This is a genomic window from Variovorax sp. Root411 (assembly GCF_001425205.1).
Classification (GTDB): domain Bacteria; phylum Pseudomonadota; class Gammaproteobacteria; order Burkholderiales; family Burkholderiaceae_C; genus Variovorax.
Genome location: NZ_LMDW01000012.1, coordinates 460572 through 477500 on the forward strand (window position 1 = coordinate 460572; position 16929 = coordinate 477500).

At 64.8% G+C, this 16929-nt stretch carries 11 protein-coding genes, 1 rRNA gene and 1 pseudogene (1 of these 13 cut by a window edge); 7 read left to right on the forward strand and 6 right to left on the reverse strand.

Annotation, left to right across the window (positions count from 1 at the left end):
* Nucleotides 1–261: 261 nt before the first annotated feature.
* From ASC92_RS13055 to ASC92_RS13065, 3 genes are read right to left on the reverse strand one after another with little or no spacing between them, the layout of a single operon-like run.
* Nucleotides 262–1056, reverse strand: coding sequence for an ABC transporter ATP-binding protein (locus tag ASC92_RS13055; protein WP_056515787.1), 795 nt, complete (start codon nt 1054–1056; stop codon nt 262–264).
* Nucleotides 1041–1919 carry an ABC transporter permease gene (locus tag ASC92_RS13060; RefSeq protein ID WP_056515790.1) on the reverse strand — a complete coding sequence of 293 codons (879 nt, stop codon included), beginning with the start codon at nt 1917–1919 and terminating at the stop codon, nt 1041–1043. Before ASC92_RS13060 ends, ASC92_RS13055 begins: the two co-directional genes overlap by 16 nt.
* Complete coding sequence (locus ASC92_RS13065; protein WP_056515793.1) at nt 1900–2871, reverse strand: ABC transporter substrate-binding protein; 972 nt, start codon at nt 2869–2871, stop codon at nt 1900–1902. The genes ASC92_RS13060 and ASC92_RS13065 overlap by 20 nt, the downstream gene beginning before the upstream one ends.
* Nucleotides 2872–3160: 289 nt before the next feature.
* Here ASC92_RS13065 and recQ point away from each other — a divergent pair, with 289 nt between their 5' ends.
* Complete coding sequence (recQ, locus tag ASC92_RS13070) at nt 3161–5053, forward strand: DNA helicase RecQ (protein WP_157609053.1); 1893 nt, start codon at nt 3161–3163, stop codon at nt 5051–5053.
* 3 nt (nt 5054–5056) lie between these two features.
* On the opposite strand, the gene ASC92_RS13075 is transcribed toward recQ, so the two are convergent.
* From ASC92_RS13075 to ASC92_RS13085, 3 genes are all read right to left on the reverse strand, one after another.
* On the reverse strand, nt 5057–6241 hold the full coding sequence (locus ASC92_RS13075) for a nucleoside hydrolase (RefSeq protein WP_056516405.1): 1185 nt from the start codon (nt 6239–6241) through the stop codon (nt 5057–5059).
* A gap of 160 nt (nt 6242–6401) precedes the next feature.
* Nucleotides 6402–8024, reverse strand: coding sequence for a S41 family peptidase (locus ASC92_RS13080; protein ID WP_056515796.1), 1623 nt, complete (start codon nt 8022–8024; stop codon nt 6402–6404).
* A 62-nt stretch (nt 8025–8086) separates the two neighbouring features.
* Nucleotides 8087–10411, reverse strand: a complete 2325-nt coding sequence (locus ASC92_RS13085; protein WP_056515799.1) for an ATP-binding protein — start codon at nt 10409–10411, stop codon at nt 8087–8089.
* 116 nt (nt 10412–10527) lie between these two features.
* On the opposite strand from ASC92_RS13085, the gene ASC92_RS13090 reads away from it, so the two are divergent.
* From ASC92_RS13090 to ASC92_RS13110, 6 genes and pseudogenes are all read left to right on the forward strand, one after another.
* Nucleotides 10528–11727, forward strand: coding sequence for a threonine ammonia-lyase (locus ASC92_RS13090; protein ID WP_200935976.1), 1200 nt, complete (start codon nt 10528–10530; stop codon nt 11725–11727).
* A 119-nt stretch (nt 11728–11846) separates the two neighbouring features.
* Nucleotides 11847–11999: a hypothetical protein gene (locus ASC92_RS29060; RefSeq protein ID WP_200935977.1), complete on the forward strand. Its 153-nt coding sequence runs from the start codon at nt 11847–11849 to the stop codon at nt 11997–11999.
* Nucleotides 12000–12152: 153 nt separating this feature from the next.
* Nucleotides 12153–14021 carry a phosphoenolpyruvate carboxykinase (GTP) gene (locus ASC92_RS13095; protein ID WP_056515805.1) on the forward strand — a complete coding sequence of 623 codons (1869 nt, stop codon included), beginning with the start codon at nt 12153–12155 and terminating at the stop codon, nt 14019–14021.
* Nucleotides 14022–14136: 115 nt separating this feature from the next.
* Nucleotides 14137–14343, forward strand: a pseudogene (locus ASC92_RS28605) (IS3 family transposase); the annotation flags it as partial.
* A 66-nt stretch (nt 14344–14409) separates the two neighbouring features.
* A protein-coding gene (locus ASC92_RS13105) for an IS3 family transposase (RefSeq protein WP_200935978.1) occupies nt 14410–15680 on the forward strand; the annotation gives its coding sequence in 2 pieces (ribosomal slippage) (nt 14410–14769 and nt 14772–15680; 1269 coding nt in all).
* A gap of 839 nt (nt 15681–16519) precedes the next feature.
* Nucleotides 16520–16929, forward strand: a 16S ribosomal RNA gene (locus ASC92_RS13110) (it continues 1125 nt past the right edge of the window).

Consider the following 16929-nt stretch of genomic DNA (forward strand, 5'->3'; position numbering starts at 1 on the left):
TTGCTTTTGCTTTTTGGGCCTTTGTTCGGGGCGCGTGCACAGGCCGCCGGGTACTCCCCTGCGCGAATGTCCCCCGCTTCGCTCCTCCTTTATTTCGCTGCGGGGAGCACCCGACGCCCTGTCTCTGAACGATTCCGCCGATGCGGGGGCCTTTTTCGCGAAATAAAGGAGGAGCGAAGCGGGGGACATTCGCGAAAAAGGTCACCGCGTCGGCGGGATCGCACCCCGAACGAACGCATCGAAGAGAAAAGCAAGCGCTCATCAATGCTCCGCAGCCGCCATCGACTCCGCGCGGATCTCTTCGGTCAGCCGCGCCTTGATGTCCATGAACTCCGGCGAGGTCTTGATGGTGTAGCTGCGCGGATGCGGAAAATCGACCGCGATCTCGGTCTTGATGCGCCCCGGCCGTGCGCTGAACACCGCCACGCGGTTGGCCATGAAGATCGCCTCGTCGATGTCGTGCGTAACGAACAGCACCGTCTTGCGCGCCGACTCCCAGATGCCGAGCAGCAGTTCCTGCATCAGCACGCGGGTCTGGTTGTCGAGCGCGCCGAAGGGCTCGTCGAGCAGCAGCATCTTGGGGTCGTTGGCCAGCGCGCGTGCAATCGCGGTGCGCTGCTGCATGCCGCCCGAGAGCTGCTTCGGAAAATGGTTCTCGAAGCCGCGCAGCCCCACCTTGGCGATGAAGAACTCGCTGCGCTCCTTCTGGTCGGCCTCGCTCATGCCGCGCTCGCGCAGGCCGAAGCGGATGTTCTGCGCCACCGTAAGCCAGGGGAACAGCGTGTAGCTCTGGAACACCACGCCGCGGTCGGCGCCCGGGCCTTCGATGCGCTCGCCGTCGAGCATCACCTGGCCGGTGGTCGGGAAGTCGAGCCCCGCTACGATGCGCAGCAGCGTCGACTTGCCGCAGCCCGAGGGGCCGAGGATGGTGACGAAGTCGTTCTCCTTCACTTCGAAGTCGATCGGCTGCAGCGCTTGCGTGCGCTGGCCCTTGGTGCCGGTGAAGACGCGCGAGACGCCCTGGATGGAAAGTTGGTTCTTCACAGTGCGGCCCATGCGAACAGACGGCGGTTCAGCGCCTTGAAAGCGAAGTCGGACAAGAGGCCGATGACGCCGATCACGATGATCCCGAAGATGATCTGCCCGGTGTTCAAGAGCGCTTGGCTGTCGGTGATCATGTGGCCGATGCCCGACGAGGAGCCGATCAGCTCCGCCACGATCACGTAGGTCCACGCCCAGCCGAGCACGAGGCGCAGCGTTTCGGCAATGCCCGGCGCGGCGCCCGGAATGAGCACGCGCGCCACGATGCCTCGGCTGTTCGCGCCCAGCGTGTAGGCGGCCTCGACCAGGTCGCGCCGCGCGCCACCCACGGTGACGGCCACCATCAGCACGACCTGGAAGAAGGAGCCGATGAAGATCACCAGCAGCTTCTGCATCTCGCCCAGGCCCGCCCACAGGATCAGCAGCGGGATGAAGGCCGAGGCCGGCAGGTAGCGGCAGAAGGACACGAAGGGCTCGAAGAAGGCCTCGACGGTCTTCCAGGTGCCCATCGCGATGCCCAGCGGCACCGCGAACACGGCCGCCAGCAGGAAGCCGCCGAACACGCGCCACACGGTCATGCCGATGTCGCCGATGAAGCCGTACTCGGTGAAGAGCAGCCAGCCTTCCTTGACCATGGTCGGCGGACTGGCGAGGAAGGTCGGCGACACGAAGCCGCCGAGCGTGGCCAGCGACCACACCAGCACGAACACGACGAAGAAGCCGAGCCCGAGCAGCACGCGTGCCCGCGCACCAATGGGTTCGAGCGGCGCGAATGCGCGGCGCCGCACGGGCGCCACGGGCAGAGAGGAAGCCGCGGTGGAGGCCGATGCCGCGCGCGGCGGCACCTGCGGCAGCGCCTTACTTGACGTAGCTTGCATCGAAGGTCACTGCGTAGTCTTCAGGTGCCTTGCGGATCACGCCGGCTTCCAGCAGGATGGCCGCGGCTTCCTTCATGAAGGTCGTGAGTTCGCTCGAGAAGAACTTCTGGTTGGCCGCCTTGTCCTGCCAGCGCAGGTAGGCCGACGACTTGGCGAACTGCTCGCCGCTCTGCTTGACGGCCGAGCCCATGAGCTCGTTGGCTTTTTCGGGCTCGGCCTTGATCATGTCGAGCGCGTCGAAGTACGACTTGGTGAGCGCGGCGGCGGCCTTGGGGTTGGCCTTGAGCCAGGTGGGCGCGCAGCCGACGGTGTCCATCACCATCGGGTAGTCGAGCGTGGTGGCCAGGATCTTGCCAGCGGCGGGGTTGGCGCGCACGGTCGACAGGTACGGCTCGTAGGTCATGGCGGCGTCGTTCTGGCCGGCCACGAAGGCTTGCGCAGCGGGCTGCGGCTCGAGCGAGACCACCTTCACGTCCTTCAGCGTCATGCCGTTCTTGCTGAGCATCCAAGCCAGGCCGAAGTACGGCGCGGTGCCGGGGGCGCTCACGCCGATGGTCTTGCCCTTGAGGTCGGCGAAGCTCTTCACGTCGTTGCGCACCGCGATGCCGTCGGCGCCGTAGGACTTGTCCATCTGGAAGATCTGGACGATGGGCACGCCGTTGGCGTTCCAGGCCACATGCGTCTCGACCGTGGTGGCCGCGCACTGGATGGCGCCGGAGGCCAGGGCAAGGTGGCGGTCCTTCTGGGGAATCATCTTGAGTTCGACGTCCAGGCCGTTCTTCTTGAAGATGCCCGCCTTGTCGGCCAGCGAGAGCGGCGCGAAGCCGGTCCAGCCGGACATGCCGAGCGCGATCTTGGTTTCCTGGGCGGCGGCCGTTCCGGCCATGCCCGCTGCACATGCACCTGCTGCCAGCAGCGAAGCGACTTTCACAACTACCGTCGTCTTGACCATGGGTACTCCTGGTTCCGTTCTTGAAAGATGGCTCGGCGGCGCGCCTCGGTGGCCGGGCTGCGCACGCCTCGCATTGTTGCCAAGCGCCCCAACTTGTATATACAGGATAACCCGAGAGGTCATTTTTGGTGCAATTTCTTGGGAAATGCACCGGTTTGCTGTCTAGACAAGAAAGGTCGCAGGACGGGGGCCACCATTGCAAACCTTGTGCCACAGTCATATCCGCGCGGCTGGGGGACAATCGGCGGCCCCTCCCTTCGCCCCCCTTCCGACCTCCCCTCCGCTGCCTGTGTCCTCTCTCGCTCCCCGCCCCATCGACGCCTCCGGCAGCAGCGCACCCGCCGACATCCTTCACGAAGTCTTCGGCTACGCGCAGTTCCGCGGGGCCCAGCAGGACATCGTCGACCACGTGGTCGGCGGCGGCGACGCGCTGGTGCTGATGCCCACGGGCGGCGGCAAGTCGCTGTGCTATCAGATCCCTGCCATCGCACGGCAGCGCGCGGGGCACGGCGTGGCGGTGGTGGTGTCGCCGCTGATCGCGCTGATGCACGACCAGGTGGGCGCGCTGCATGAGGCCGGCGTGAGCGCGGCCTTTCTCAACTCCACGCTCGACTGGGAGCAGACGCAGGACGTCGAGCGCCGCATGCTGCGCGGCGAGATCACGCTGCTGTACGCGGCGCCCGAACGCGTGAACACGCCGCGCTTCCTGTCGCAGCTCGATTCGCTGAAGGAGCGCGGCAAGCTCTCGCTGTTCGCGATCGACGAGGCGCATTGCGTGAGCCAGTGGGGCCACGACTTCCGCCCCGAGTACCGCGCGCTCACCGTGCTGCACGAACGCTATGCGGGCGTGCCGCGCATCGCGCTCACGGCCACGGCCGACGACCTGACGCGCGCCGACATCGTCGAGCGGCTGCAGCTCGAGGAGGCGCGCCAGTTCGTCTCCAGCTTCGACCGGCCGAACATCCGCTACACCATCGTCGAGAAGAAGGACGCGACCACGCAGCTGCTGCGCTTCATCGAGCGCGAGCATGAAGGCGATGCGGGCGTGGTCTATTGCCAGTCGCGCAAGCGGGTGGAAGACGTGGCGGTGATGCTGCGCGACGCCGGCATCAATGCGCTGCCCTATCACGCGGGACTCGATGCCGCGGTGCGACAGAAGCACCAGGACCGCTTCCTGCGCGAGGAAGGCATCGTGATGGTCGCGACCATCGCCTTCGGCATGGGCATCGACAAGCCCGACGTGCGCTTCGTCGGCCACCTGGACATGCCCAAGAACATCGAAGGCTACTACCAGGAAACCGGCCGCGCGGGCCGCGACGGCGGCCCCGCCGACGCCTGGATGACCTACGGCCTGCAGGACGTGGTGAACCAGCGCCGCATGATCGACGAGAGCCCCGCCGGCGAGGAATTCAAGCAGGTGATGCGCGGCAAGCTCGACGCGCTGCTCTCCCTGGCCGAGGCGAGCGACTGCCGGCGCGTGCGACTGCTGGGCTATTTCGGCGAGAAGAGCACACCCTGCGGCAACTGCGACAACTGCCTGAATCCACCACAGGTGTGGGACGGCACCGACGCCGCGCGCAAGCTGCTGAGCACCATCTACCGCGTGCAGCAGCTCAGCGGCATCAGCTTCGGCGCAGGGCACATCATGGACATCCTGCGCGGCAAGCCGACCGAGAAGGTCAAGCAGTTCGGCCACGAGCGCATCAGCACCTTCGGCATCGGCGCGGAGTTCAGCGAGGTGGCGCTGCGCGGCGTGCTGCGCCAGCTGATCGCCACGGGCGCGCTCGCGGTGGACGCGGAGGCGTTCAACACACTGAAGCTCACCGAGGGCTCGCGCGCGGTGCTCAAGGGCGAGGCGAGCGTGACGCTGCGCGAGTCGGTGTCGTCACCGGCGGAGCGCAAGACCCGGCGCGAGAAGACCGTCAAAGGCGCGCCCTCGCCGGCCGCCGCCAAGCTCGACGACACCGGCAAGAAGCGCTTCGAGGCGCTCAAGGCATGGCGCGCCGAGGTGGCGAAGGAGCACAACCTGCCGGCCTACGTGATCTTCCACGACGCCACGCTGGCGGCCATCGCCGAGCGCGCACCCGCCACGCTTGAAGACCTGCAGGGCATCAGCGGCATCGGCACCAAAAAGCTCGAGGCCTATGGCAGCGAAGTGCTGCGGGTGTGCGAGGCCTTCTAGCCTTCAGTTCGTCACGGGCAGCACGACCGGCACCGGCCGCGTGAGCAGGTCGACGTACAGCTCGAAGAAGCGCGCGTTGTCGAACTTCTTCACCACCGTCATCTTCTGCAGCGTGGGGCCCGCAGGCTGCGAGGCATAGCCGATGGAGCGGCCGTTGTCTGCCGCGCCAGGCTTGGCGATCACGTCGACGTAGCGGTCCACCGTCTGCGTGGCGTAGCCCGGGTCGATCAGGTAGGCCAGCGTGAGGGTGTCCCAGATGTTCTGGGTGTAGTTCGGGTTGTTCTCGAAGCCGTTCTTGCCGTCGAAGCCGTAGCCGTTGAGCTTCTGGAACACGTCGGTCACGGCCGTGGGCTTGGCCGGGTGCGCGATGCGGTCGTAAATGGTCTTGGTGAGGAACACGGTGTCGGTCACGTCCAGCGGCACCACCACCTGCGAGATCGGCAGCCGCACCACGAACTGCGCGGCGTCGGGGTCGAACCACCAGTTGAACTCGGCGGCCTTGGTGGTGTTGCCCGGCACATCGATGGCGCCGCCCATGTAGACGATCTTCTTGATGAGCGGGACGATCTCGGGGTTCTGCTTCGCCGCGAGTGCGATGTTGGTGAGCGGGCCGATGGCAAGGATGGTGATCTCGCCGGGATTGGCCTTCACGGTATCGACGATGAAGTCGACCGCGCTCTTGCGCTGCACGACGGTGTGCTGCGCAAAGCCGTCGGGCGAGGGCTTGAGGTCGGCATCGGTCTTGGGCTCGGGGCCGCCCCAGGCGCCGAGATAGCCGTCGCCGCCCGCACCCGCGGCCATCTCGGCTTGCACGTCGGCGAAGCTGTGGTTGAGCGCGTAGTTCGCGCCCACGTAGACGCCGATGCGGTTGCCCACGCCGAGCCGCTCCATCGACATCAGCGCGTCGGCCACGCCCTGCTTGAGCCATTGGTTGCCCGAGACCACGCTGATGCCCATGACCTGCACCTTGCCGCTGGCCTGCAATTGGACTGCCATGACGCCGAGCTGGCCGTCGTCGCTCATGGTGTTGTAGTCGCTGTCGATGATGATCTTCTGCGCCGTGGTGCCGCCCGATCCGACGCCGAAGCCCGGGCCCAGGCCGATGCCGCCGCCTCCGTCGCCACCGCCGCCGCAGCCCGCCAACACCGTGATGACGGCGATGAACATCGCCCCGATCCATTTGCGCATCTGCATCTTCCGCTCCTGAGACTAAGAGGTTGGTTTTCAGTCGAAGGCACTGAAATACAAACGTTTGCGCAAAGCTTTGCGCAAACGTTTGCTAACTCTACGGCGCAAGCCGCAGCCATGGCAAGCGCCACAGCCTAGGGGTTTGCGCGGGCCGGTCGGATCAGGCCGGATCGGGGGAGGGATCGACCAGCCGGTTCTCGCGCAGCGGCGAGCGGCCAGGCATGTAGGGCTGCTCCACAGCGGGCGCAGCCTGGCTCTTGTCCAGGCCCGACGCCGAGGCCTTGGACGACGCGGCCGGGCAGGCGCCGGTGCTGCGCAGCGTGAGCGCCGCGGAGAGCCGCGCCTCGCTCTGGTCCCCGAGCTGGTGGGTGAAGTCGTCGGCCACGGTGCAACCGGCGGTGGGCGCGAAGCCGTCGCCGTAGTCGCCGTAGCCCTGCTGGTTCACGCCCTTGAACTGGATCGCGAAGTAGGTGGTGCCGCAGTTGTCCTGCGGGTAGAAGCCGTAGGGCTTGCCGCAGGTGGTGCCGCCGACGAGGTTGACGGTGACCCCCACGCCGCGCAGGCTGTTGATGACCGACTCGCTGGCCGAGCAGGTGTCCGGGCCGGTGAGCACCGTGACGCGCGAGAGGCCCAGCGTGGGCAGGGCCTGGCCGCTGCGGCTGGTACCGGTGAAGGGCGTCAGGGTCTGCGCCGCCGTCAGGTGGAACGGGTTCTTGTCGTTGAAGGTGAGTTGCTCGAAGGTCTTGCCCGCGGTCACCGCCGGCGACGAGATCATGTAGGCCAGCCGGCTGGCGATGAGCAGCTGGCCGCCGCCGTTGTAGCGCATGTCGAGCACGAGATCCTGGATGCCCGCGCCCTGCTTGAAGGTGTTCACCGCGGCAATGAACTGCGCCTCGGAGGTCGTGATGTGGTCGTTGAACAGCAGGTAGCCGACGCGGCCGCTGCCGGTGTCGATGACCTGGACGTTCTGCACCGGCGTGCTGGTGACCTTCGCGGCCGTCAGCTGCACGGGAGACTGCGCGACGCCGTTCACTTCGAAGGTGAAGGTGTGCGATTCGCCGACGGCCTTGGGCGAGAGGGCGGCGTTGATCGCATTGACGTTGGCGGCGCCGGTGCTGCTGACGACGTTGATACCGTCGATGGTGAGGATCTTCGCGCCGCGCTGCAGGCTCGCATTGGTAGCAGGCGAGTTCGGCTCGACGAAGGCGATGCGGATGTCGCGCGGCGGCGAGCTGCGTATCGCCGCCGTCTCCATGCCGTAGCCGGCCGACACGCCGCCCTGCGACAGCTGGCGGTACACCTCGGTGTCGTAGGTGAAGTGGAAGCGGTCCTTGGCGCGGCCCGAAGCCGTGGTGAGCGGCGTCTTGAGCACGTTGAACCAGGCGACCGGCGTGGCGTAGTCGGCGGCCTTGAGCGTGGTCGGCACCTCGCCGTACCAGAGGTAGGTTTCGTCGATCCAGCCGCGCACCCAGCTCTTCTCGTTGTCGAGGGAGCCGGTGCGGTCGGGATAGGCGCCACCCGTGTCGGGGTTGACGCCCGCGCGCGGCGCCGCGCACAGGCCGGCAACCGTGGCCGAGGCGACGATGCCGCCATCGCCGCCACCGCCGCCGCTGGCGGGCGGTGTCGTGGTCACGGGCAGCAGGCCGATCGGCAGGACTGCGCCACCGCCTCCGCCGCCGCCACCTCCGCAACCCGCCAGCAGGCAGGCCACCGCAAGCGCGGCGCCCGCAACCGATGCGCCCGGGCGCGGCAGCAGCCACGCGTCGACCTTGCGAAAGTCCATACGTTCCTCCTCGTGGCACGGACGCGCGGATGTTTCGCGCGCCCGGTTTTCTTCTGTTCCCGCTATTGCACGAAACCCATGCCGCGCGATTCGCGCACTTCGGGCTTGATACGGTGCTCGGCTTCGAGCTGGTCAAGGAATTCGGTCGCGGAGAACTCGGCCGCGAGGATGTCGGTCTGCCGTTTCACCGCCGCGAAATCGCCCGGGCACAGCTGTGTCAGCGGAGCCAGCCGCGAACGCATGGCAGCTGTCATGAGCGCGGCGTCGCCCGCGAGCGCCTCGGTCACGAACATGCGCTCGCGCTGCGCGGCGGTGAGCGGCATGAACTTGATCTTGAAGGTGAAGCGCCGCAGCGCGGCCTGGTCGAGCCGGTCGAGCAGGTTGGTGGTGCAGATGAAGACGCCATTGAAGCGCTCCATGCCCTGCAGCATCTCGTTGACTTCGGTCACCTCGTAGGTGCGCTGCGCGCCGCGCCGGTCCTGCAGGAAGCTGTCGGCCTCGTCGAGCAGCAGCACGGCCTTTTCGTTTTCGGCCTCGCGGAACATGGCGGCCATGTTCTGCTCGGTTTCGCCGACGTACTTGCTCATGAGGTCGCTGGCCTGCTTGACGATGAGCGGGCGGCCCACGGCCTTGGCGATGTGCTCGGCCAGCGCGGTCTTGCCGGTGCCGGGCGCGCCGTAGAAGCACAGCGTGCCGTGGCCGCGCGCCTTCAGTGCCTCGACGATGCGCGGGATCTCGAAGCGGGTTTCGACATGGAGCATGTCGAGGTCGTAGGTGGTGACGCTGCGGCGCTCGCCGCGGCCGGCATCGAGCGTGCCGAGGGCGAGATCGGCGTTGCGCAACTGGCGTTCGATGAGCGCTTCCACCGAGGCGTCGTCGGTTCGCGCGAGACCCGCAAAGCGCACTGCCGTGCGGATCTGCGCGGGCGTGAGGCCTTTGCGCTCGGCCAGCTTGGCGGTGAAGGCCTCGGACACGACCACGCCTTCGAGCGTCTTCTTCACGAGCTGCTCGCGCGCGCCGGGCGGCGGCGACTTCAGCTCAAGGTGGTAGGCGAAGCGGCGGCGGAAGGCCGGGTCGATCTGCTCGATGCGGTTGGTGACCCACAGCGTGGGCACGGGGTTGGCCTCGAGGATCTGGTTGACCCAGGCCTTGCCGCTCACGCTGCCGCTGGTGGGCGCCGGAATCTGCTCGGCGCGCGCCATGAACTGCGCGGCCTCGGTGCTGATGGGCGGGAAGACGTCTTCGACCTCGTCGAACAACAGTGCGGCCTGCGCGCTGCCCTTGAGGAACACCTGGGCGATCTGCAGCGAGCGGTAGCGGTCGCGGCCGCTCAATGAATTGCCGTCGCGGTCGGCGTACTCGACTTCGAAGAGTTCGAGTCCTGCAGCCTGCGCGACGACCTTCGCGAGTTCGGTCTTGCCGGTGCCGGGCGGCCCGTAGAGCAGCACGTTGACGCCGGGCTCCTTGCGCGCAACCGCCGCGCGCAGCAGCGTGACGAGCATCTGCGCGTCTTCCTGCACGAACGAGAAGTCGTGCGGCGTGAGTGCGCTCTTGGCCGAGGGCCGCGTGAACACGGCCATCAGTTCGTTGTGGTCGCGGTACTCGCGCATGAGCACCGGCGGCAGCTTCTCACTGACCTTCATGAGGTCGGCCAGGTCGGTGATGTTGTGTTCGGAGATGAGGTTCTCGACCAGCCCGATGCGCTCGAGCCGCGATCCCGCGCGCAGCGCCTCGCCCACCTCGCTCGCGTTCACGCCCGCAATGTCGGCAATGGCCGCATAGGCCTCGGGGGCGTTGTTGACCTTGAACTCGACCAGCAGCGAGCGCAGGTCGCGCTGGTAGCGCGCGAGGGTGCCGTAGAGCAGCAGCGCGCGCTCGGCCTTGTTGAGCTGCAGCAGGCCCGCGAGCGCATCGATGTTCTTTTCGACCAGCGTCGATTGCTTGCGCAGCGCGTGTGTGAGCCAGTCTCGCGTGACGGCCAGCACCGAGAGCAGGTCCTTCGGCTGGTCTTTCGCATATTCGTCGAGATAGAAGAAGAGCGTGCCCTCTTCGTAGGGGCCGCGCCACACGCCGTGGCGCTCCAGCAGCGTGCGGCCGTCGAAGTCCTCGACGCCCTTCCAGGCCTCGTTGCCCGCGCAGCGGCGCCCGAGGAATTCGCGCAGCCGCTGCAGCACAGCCGCGGGCCACACCAGGTGCCGCCCCGTGAGCGAGAGCAGGCCATTGATGTCGCGCCGTACATTGAAACGCGGCCCCTGCTTGGCCGCCAGCGTGAGCACGAAGTGCGAGCACATGAGCTCGAGCACCGGCGCCTCCTTGAGGCCGGGCGACGGCAGTGCCTGCCCGCGTACCGCAGCAGCCACGACATCGACACCCGCACGCTTGACCATCAGGCAACCTCCAACGAGGACAATCTCGGAGCGACCATAACGCAGACTTTTGGCTTCGGGAAGACCGGCGAACTGTAAAAACCCTCGTGGGTGAGATTCCAGCCACAATGCGCGCCATGGTCGGAATCGATGAAATCCTGCGCGCCGCGTCGCGCTTGCAAGGTCAGGTACTCAATACACCCTGCGTCGAGTCGCGCACGCTGTCCGAGATCGTCGGCGCACAGGTGTCCCTGAAATTCGAGAACCTGCAGTTCACATCCTCGTTCAAGGAGCGGGGGGCGTGCAACAAGCTGGTCGATCTCTCGGAGAACGGTATACGCGGAGTGATCGCCATGTCTGCCGGCAACCATGCGCAGGGTGTGGCCTATCACGCGCAGCGGCTGGGGCTGCGCGCATTGATCGTGATGCCGCGCTTTACGCCTGGCGTGAAGATCGAGCGCACGCGCGGTTTCGGTGCCGAGGTGGTGCTGCACGGCGACACGCTGGATGCGGCCCGCGCCCACGCGCTGGAGCTGGCCCAGCGCGAGGGGCTGACCTTCGTGCATCCCTACGACGACGAGGCGATCATCGCGGGCCAGGGGACGGTGGCGCTCGAAATGCTCGACGTGGTGCCCGACCTCGACACGCTGGTGGTTGCGGTGGGCGGCGGCGGGCTGATCGCCGGCATGGCGGTTGCGGCGCGCGAGCGCAAGCCGGGCATCGAGATCGTCGGCGTGCAGACCACGCGCTTTCCGGCCATGGTCAACGCGGTGAAGGGTACGCACCACGCGCAGGGCAAGAGCACCATCGCCGAGGGCATCGCGGTCGGCACGCCGGGCGTGCTGACGCGGGAGATCATCGCCAGCAAGGTCGACGACCTGCTGCTGGTGGACGAAGGCGACATCGAGCAAGGCGTGCTGATGCTGCTCGAAATCGAGAAAACCCTGGTCGAAGGCGCGGGCGCTGCCGGCCTGGCGGCGCTGATCCGGCACCCCGAACGCTTCAAGGGCAAGCGCGTGGGACTGGTTCTGTCGGGCGGCAACATCGATCCGCTGCTGCTCGCGGCCATCATCGAGCGTGGCATGGTGCGGGCTGGCCGGCTGGCTCGCGTGCGCGTCAGCGCGCGCGATGTTCCAGGCTCGTTGGCCCAGATCACGGCTACTGTGGCCGAAGCGGGCGCTAACGTCGACGAAGTCCATCACCAGCGCGCCTTCACGATGCTGGCGGCGCAGAACGTCGACATCGAGCTGGTGCTCCAGACCCGCGGACGGGCTCACCTGGCCAGCGTGCTGGCCGCGCTGAAAGACGCCGGCTTCGAAGCCGAAGAGCAGCATTGAGCCGCAAGATCAACCCCGGACCGTTCCCTTCAGGGGCTCGCAACCCCCTAGACCGCTCCCAGGCTGCCCGTCGGTAAAATGCCGGGAGTTTGTCAATTGCGTATTCGAGGTACTTCCCGATGTCCAACCCCACCCCCATTGAGCCGAGCCACGGCGCCGCTGTCGAAAAAGACGCCGTCGAGTCGGTCGTTCACCTGATGCCACTGGTGCTGCCGCTGGCCGGCGGCGTGCTGATGCTGCTGCTGGCCTCCATCGCGGTCTACATGGCCTGACGCTGACAGTCCTTCGCGCCTTTGTCCGCGGGCGGTGCGGCCCGCGCTGACGCACTCTCCCAAAGCGAAACGTTTTCTCAAACGGACCTCCTTGCCTGAGCAGGTACGGCGCCCCGTTCGGAAAGACGATTTTTCAACTTAGGAGATTTTCCGATGAACGCACCCACGATGAAGGGCATCATTCAGGCGCCCTCATACGTCAAGAACGCGAAACTGATTGCCTGGGTGGCCGACATGGCCGCGCTGTGCAAACCCGAAGCCATTCACTGGTGCGACGGGAGCAAGGAAGAATACGACCGCCTCTGCCAGCAACTGGTCGACGCCGGCACCTTCAAGAAGCTCAATCCCGCCAAGCGCCCCAACTCGTTCCTCGCGGTGTCCGACCCGAGCGACGTTGCGCGCGTCGAAGACCGCACTTTCATCTGCTCGCAAGAGAAGGAAAACGCCGGCCCCACCAACAACTGGATGGCCCCGGCCGAAATGCGCGCGACCCTGCAGCCTCTGTTCGACGGCTGCATGAAGGGCCGCATGATGTACGTCGTGCCGTTCAGCATGGGCCCGCTGGGCTCGCCGATTGCCCACATCGGCATCGAACTCTCCGACTCGCCCTATGTGGCCGTCAACATGCGCATCATGACCCGCATGGGCAAGGCCGTGTACGAGGTGCTGGGCGCCGATGGCGAATTCGTGCCCTGCATGCACACCGTGGGCGCACCGCTCGAGGCCGGCCAGAAGGACGTGTCCTGGCCCTGCAACAAGACCAAGTACATCGTTCACTATCCCGAGACGCGCGAGATCTGGAGCTATGGCTCGGGCTACGGCGGCAACGCGCTGCTGGGCAAGAAGTGCTTCGCGCTGCGCATCGCCTCGAACATGGGCCGCGACGAAGGCTGGCTGGCCGAGCACATGCTCATCCTCGGCGTGACGAATCCCGAAGGCAAGAAATACCACGTGGCAGCGGCGTTCCCCAGCGCCTGCGGCAAGACGAACTTCTCGATGCTGGTGCCGCCCGCAGGCTTCGAAGGCTGGGAGGTCACGACCATCGGTGACGATATCGCCTGGATCAAGCCGCAGGCCGATGGTTCGCTGCGTGCCATCAACCCCGAGGCAGGCTACTTCGGCGTGGCCCCCGGCACCAACATGCTGACGAATCCGAACTGCATGCGCAGCCTGGACGACGGTGTGATCTTCACCAACGTCGCGCTCACGGACGACGGCGACGTGTGGTGGGAAGGCATGGAACAGGATGCACCGGGCAAGGCGCTGCCAGCCCACCTGATCGACTGGCAGGGCAAGGACTGGACGCCGCAGATCGCCAAGGAAAGCGGCGCCAAGGCCGCGCACCCGAACGCCCGCTTCACCGTGGCCGCCACCAACAACCCGGCGCTCGACGACGCCTGGGACGATCCGAAGGGCGTGACGATCGATGCCTTCATTTTCGGTGGCCGCCGTTCGACCACTGTGCCGCTCGTCACCGAGGCCCGCAACTGGGTCGAAGGCGTGTACATGGCCGCGACGATGGGTTCGGAAACCACTGCTGCCGCTGCTGGCCAGCAAGGCGTGGTGCGCCGAGACCCATTCGCGATGCTGCCGTTCATGGGCTACAACATGAGCGACTATTTCCAGCACTGGCTCGACCTCGGCAAGAAGCTCGAAGCCTCGGGCGCGAAGCTGCCGAAGATCTACACGACGAACTGGTTCCGCAAGGGCGCGGACGGCAAGTTCGTCTGGCCTGGCTATGGCGAGAACATGCGCGTGCTGAAGTGGATGATTGATCGGGTCGAAGGCAGCAAGACCAATGGTGTGGAACACATCACTGGCGTGAGCCCGCGCTACGAGGATCTGAACTGGACAGGCCTGGATTTCAGCGCCGAACAGTTCGCTACCGTGACCAGCATCGACAAGGCTGCGTGGGAGGCTGAATTGAAACTGCACGCCGAGCTGTTCAAGCAGCTCGAGCACCATCTGCCGAAGGAATTGCCGGAAACCAAGGCCGCGATCGAGCAGCGCCTGGCAGCCTGATCAATCACTGATTGCTCCAACTAAAAAGCCCGGTGGATGTCCATCGGGCTTTTTTCTTGTCTGTGACCCGTCCTGAACTGGGTTGACACCTTTTCCCTCAAGAAAAGGCAAGTCAATGGAATCAAGCATCAAACGCACCCAACGGGACTACACGCTGGCTTTTAAGCTGTCGGTGGTGGACCAGGTAGAAAGGGCGAACTCACTTACAAGCAGGCGCAGGAGCGCTACGGCATCCAGGGACGTTCGACCGTTCTGGTGTGGCTGCGCAAGCATGGCCGTCAGAACTGGGGTTCGGCATCATCGGGGCCTGCTATGCCAGTACNTTTTTCTTGTCTGTGACCCGTCCTGAACTGGGTTGACACCTTTTCCCTCAAGAAAAGGCAAGTCAATGGAATCAAGCATCAAACGCACCCAACGGGACTACACGCTGGCTTTTAAGCTGTCGGTGGTGGACCAGGTAGAAAAGGGCGAACTCACTTACAAGCAGGCGCAGGAGCGCTACGGCATCCAGGGACGTTCGACCGTTCTGGTGTGGCTGCGCAAGCATGGCCGTCAGAACTGGGGTTCGGCATCATCGGGGCCTGCTATGCCAGTACCGATCAAGAAACCCTCATCTGCACCCGCTGCACCGCTGACTCCCGAACAGAAGATCAAGGCCCTGGAAGTCCAGCTTCGCGAAGCCAACGAGAAGGCCCAGTTGTTCGAGGCCGTGCTCGATGTCCTGAAGAAGGACTACGGGGTACGTATCGTAAAAAAGCCTTCGGGCAAGTTCCCTCGCAAAAGCTCCTCCCGGGGTTGAGCGTGGCGAGGGCTTGCCGTTATTGGGGCATCAGCCGCCAAGGCTACTACCAGCAGTTGCAGCACCAGCAGCAGCGCCGAACCCGCTGCGAGACGGTGATCGAACTCGTGCGCGATGTGCGCCTGCGCCAGCCCCGGCTGGGCGCACGCAAGCTGCACCATCTGCTCAAGGAGTCGCTGCAGCAGGCGCACGCCAGCCTCGGGCGCGATGCGCTGCTGGACGTGCTGCGCGAGGCCCGCATGCTGGTGGTGCCGCGGCGGGCGTACCACAAGACCACCGACAGCCACCACCGCTTCCGGCGCCACCCCAACCTGCTCAAGGAGGGGCCGAGCCAGGTGCGCCCTACGGGCAGCGAGCAGGTGTGGGTAGCGGACATCACGTACTTGCCCACCGACAAGGGGTTCGTCTATCTCAGCCTGGTGACGGATGCGTGGTCGCGCAAGATCGTGGGTCATCACGTGCACGACAGCCTGCGCACCGAGCAAGTCGGCCGGGCGCTGAAAGAGGCGCTCAAGAGCCGGCAAACGCAGCAGATGCTGGTGCATCACTCCGACAGAGGCATCCAGTACTGTTCCAACGACTATCAGGAAATCCACCGGCGTCATGGCATCGCTTGCTCGATGACCGACGGCTATGACTGCTACCAGAACGCGCTGGCCGAGCGCGTCAACGGAATCCTGAAAATGGAGTTCCTGCTGCATCGGCCGGTGGACCTGAGCCAGGCAGCCCGGATGGTTCGCCAGTCCGTGCAGATCTACAACCAGGAGAGACCGCATCTGTCCCTAGAGTTGAAAACGCCCGATGAAGTCCATCGGGCGTCCGTGGCCGGCTTGAACAAGCCCGCTCTGTGTCCCTTATAGGTGTCAACCTATGGCAGGACGGGTCACTGCATGGAGAGGCGGGCTCGTTCACCTGCAGAGGAGGGGCGCTCGGTGACCTCCGGGGGGCTTCTTCGAGGGCCGAGCGAAAAAGTCTTCGACGGTTGACGATGTGGAGAAAAACGATGCATAATCGAAGGCTGCGCTGACATCGCCTTCGGGTGTTTTGGCAGGCGGTCCTCCCAGGGGGTGCTGCTTGCAGTTCAGCAAAGAAGTCTTCAAAAAGTTTGACTGGCATTAAAAAACCGGTGCATAATCGAAGGCTTCGCTGAAACGGCTTCAGCGGCTTGCGACGGAAGTTNTCAGCAAAGAAGTCTTCAAAAAGTTTGACTGGCATTAAAAAACCGGTGCATAATCGAAGGCTTCGCTGAAACGGCTTCAGCGGCTTGCGACGGAAGTTGTGGGCTGTGACGAAAAGCTGGCGGAGGCGAAAAAGGGCTGAGAAAGTTTGGTGAGACTGCAAAAGTCGTGCTAGACTGCAAGGCTCCGCTGAAACGGCTTCAGCAGCTTGCAACGAAGGTTGCGGGGTGCGAATAAAGAAGAAGTTGAAAGCGAAAAAAGTTTGACGGTTCTTTAAAAATCGTGATAGACTACAAGGCTTCGCTGATCGCAGCAAGCAAGACGAAGCAAACGAAAGTTGCTTCGGGGTTCGTTAAAAATTTACAGCCGATAAGCGTGGGCGTTTGAAGGTAATTGCGTAAGTTCTTCGGAACAAGTCGCAAGACTTAAAAACGCTCATGAAGATAGAAGTGAAAGTTCACTTTAATTTCTTTATTTATGAGTTTTGCCTGGCCGCGAGGTCAGGCGCAAAAATCAAGATCGAACTATAGAGTTTGATCCTGGCTCAGATTGAACGCTGGCGGCATGCCTTACACATGCAAGTCGAACGGCAGCGCGGGAGCAATCCTGGCGGCGAGTGGCGAACGGGTGAGTAATACATCGGAACGTGCCCAATCGTGGGGGATAACGCAGCGAAAGCTGTGCTAATACCGCATACGATCTACGGATGAAAGCAGGGGATCGCAAGACCTTGCGCGAATGGAGCGGCCGATGGCAGATTAGGTAGTTGGTGAGGTAAAGGCTCACCAAGCCTTCGATCTGTAGCTGGTCTGAGAGGACGACCAGCCACACTGGGACTGAGACACGGCCCAGACTCCTACGGGAGGCAGCAGTGGGGAATTTTGGACAATGGGCGCAAGCCTGATCCAGCCATGCCGCGTGCAGGATGAAG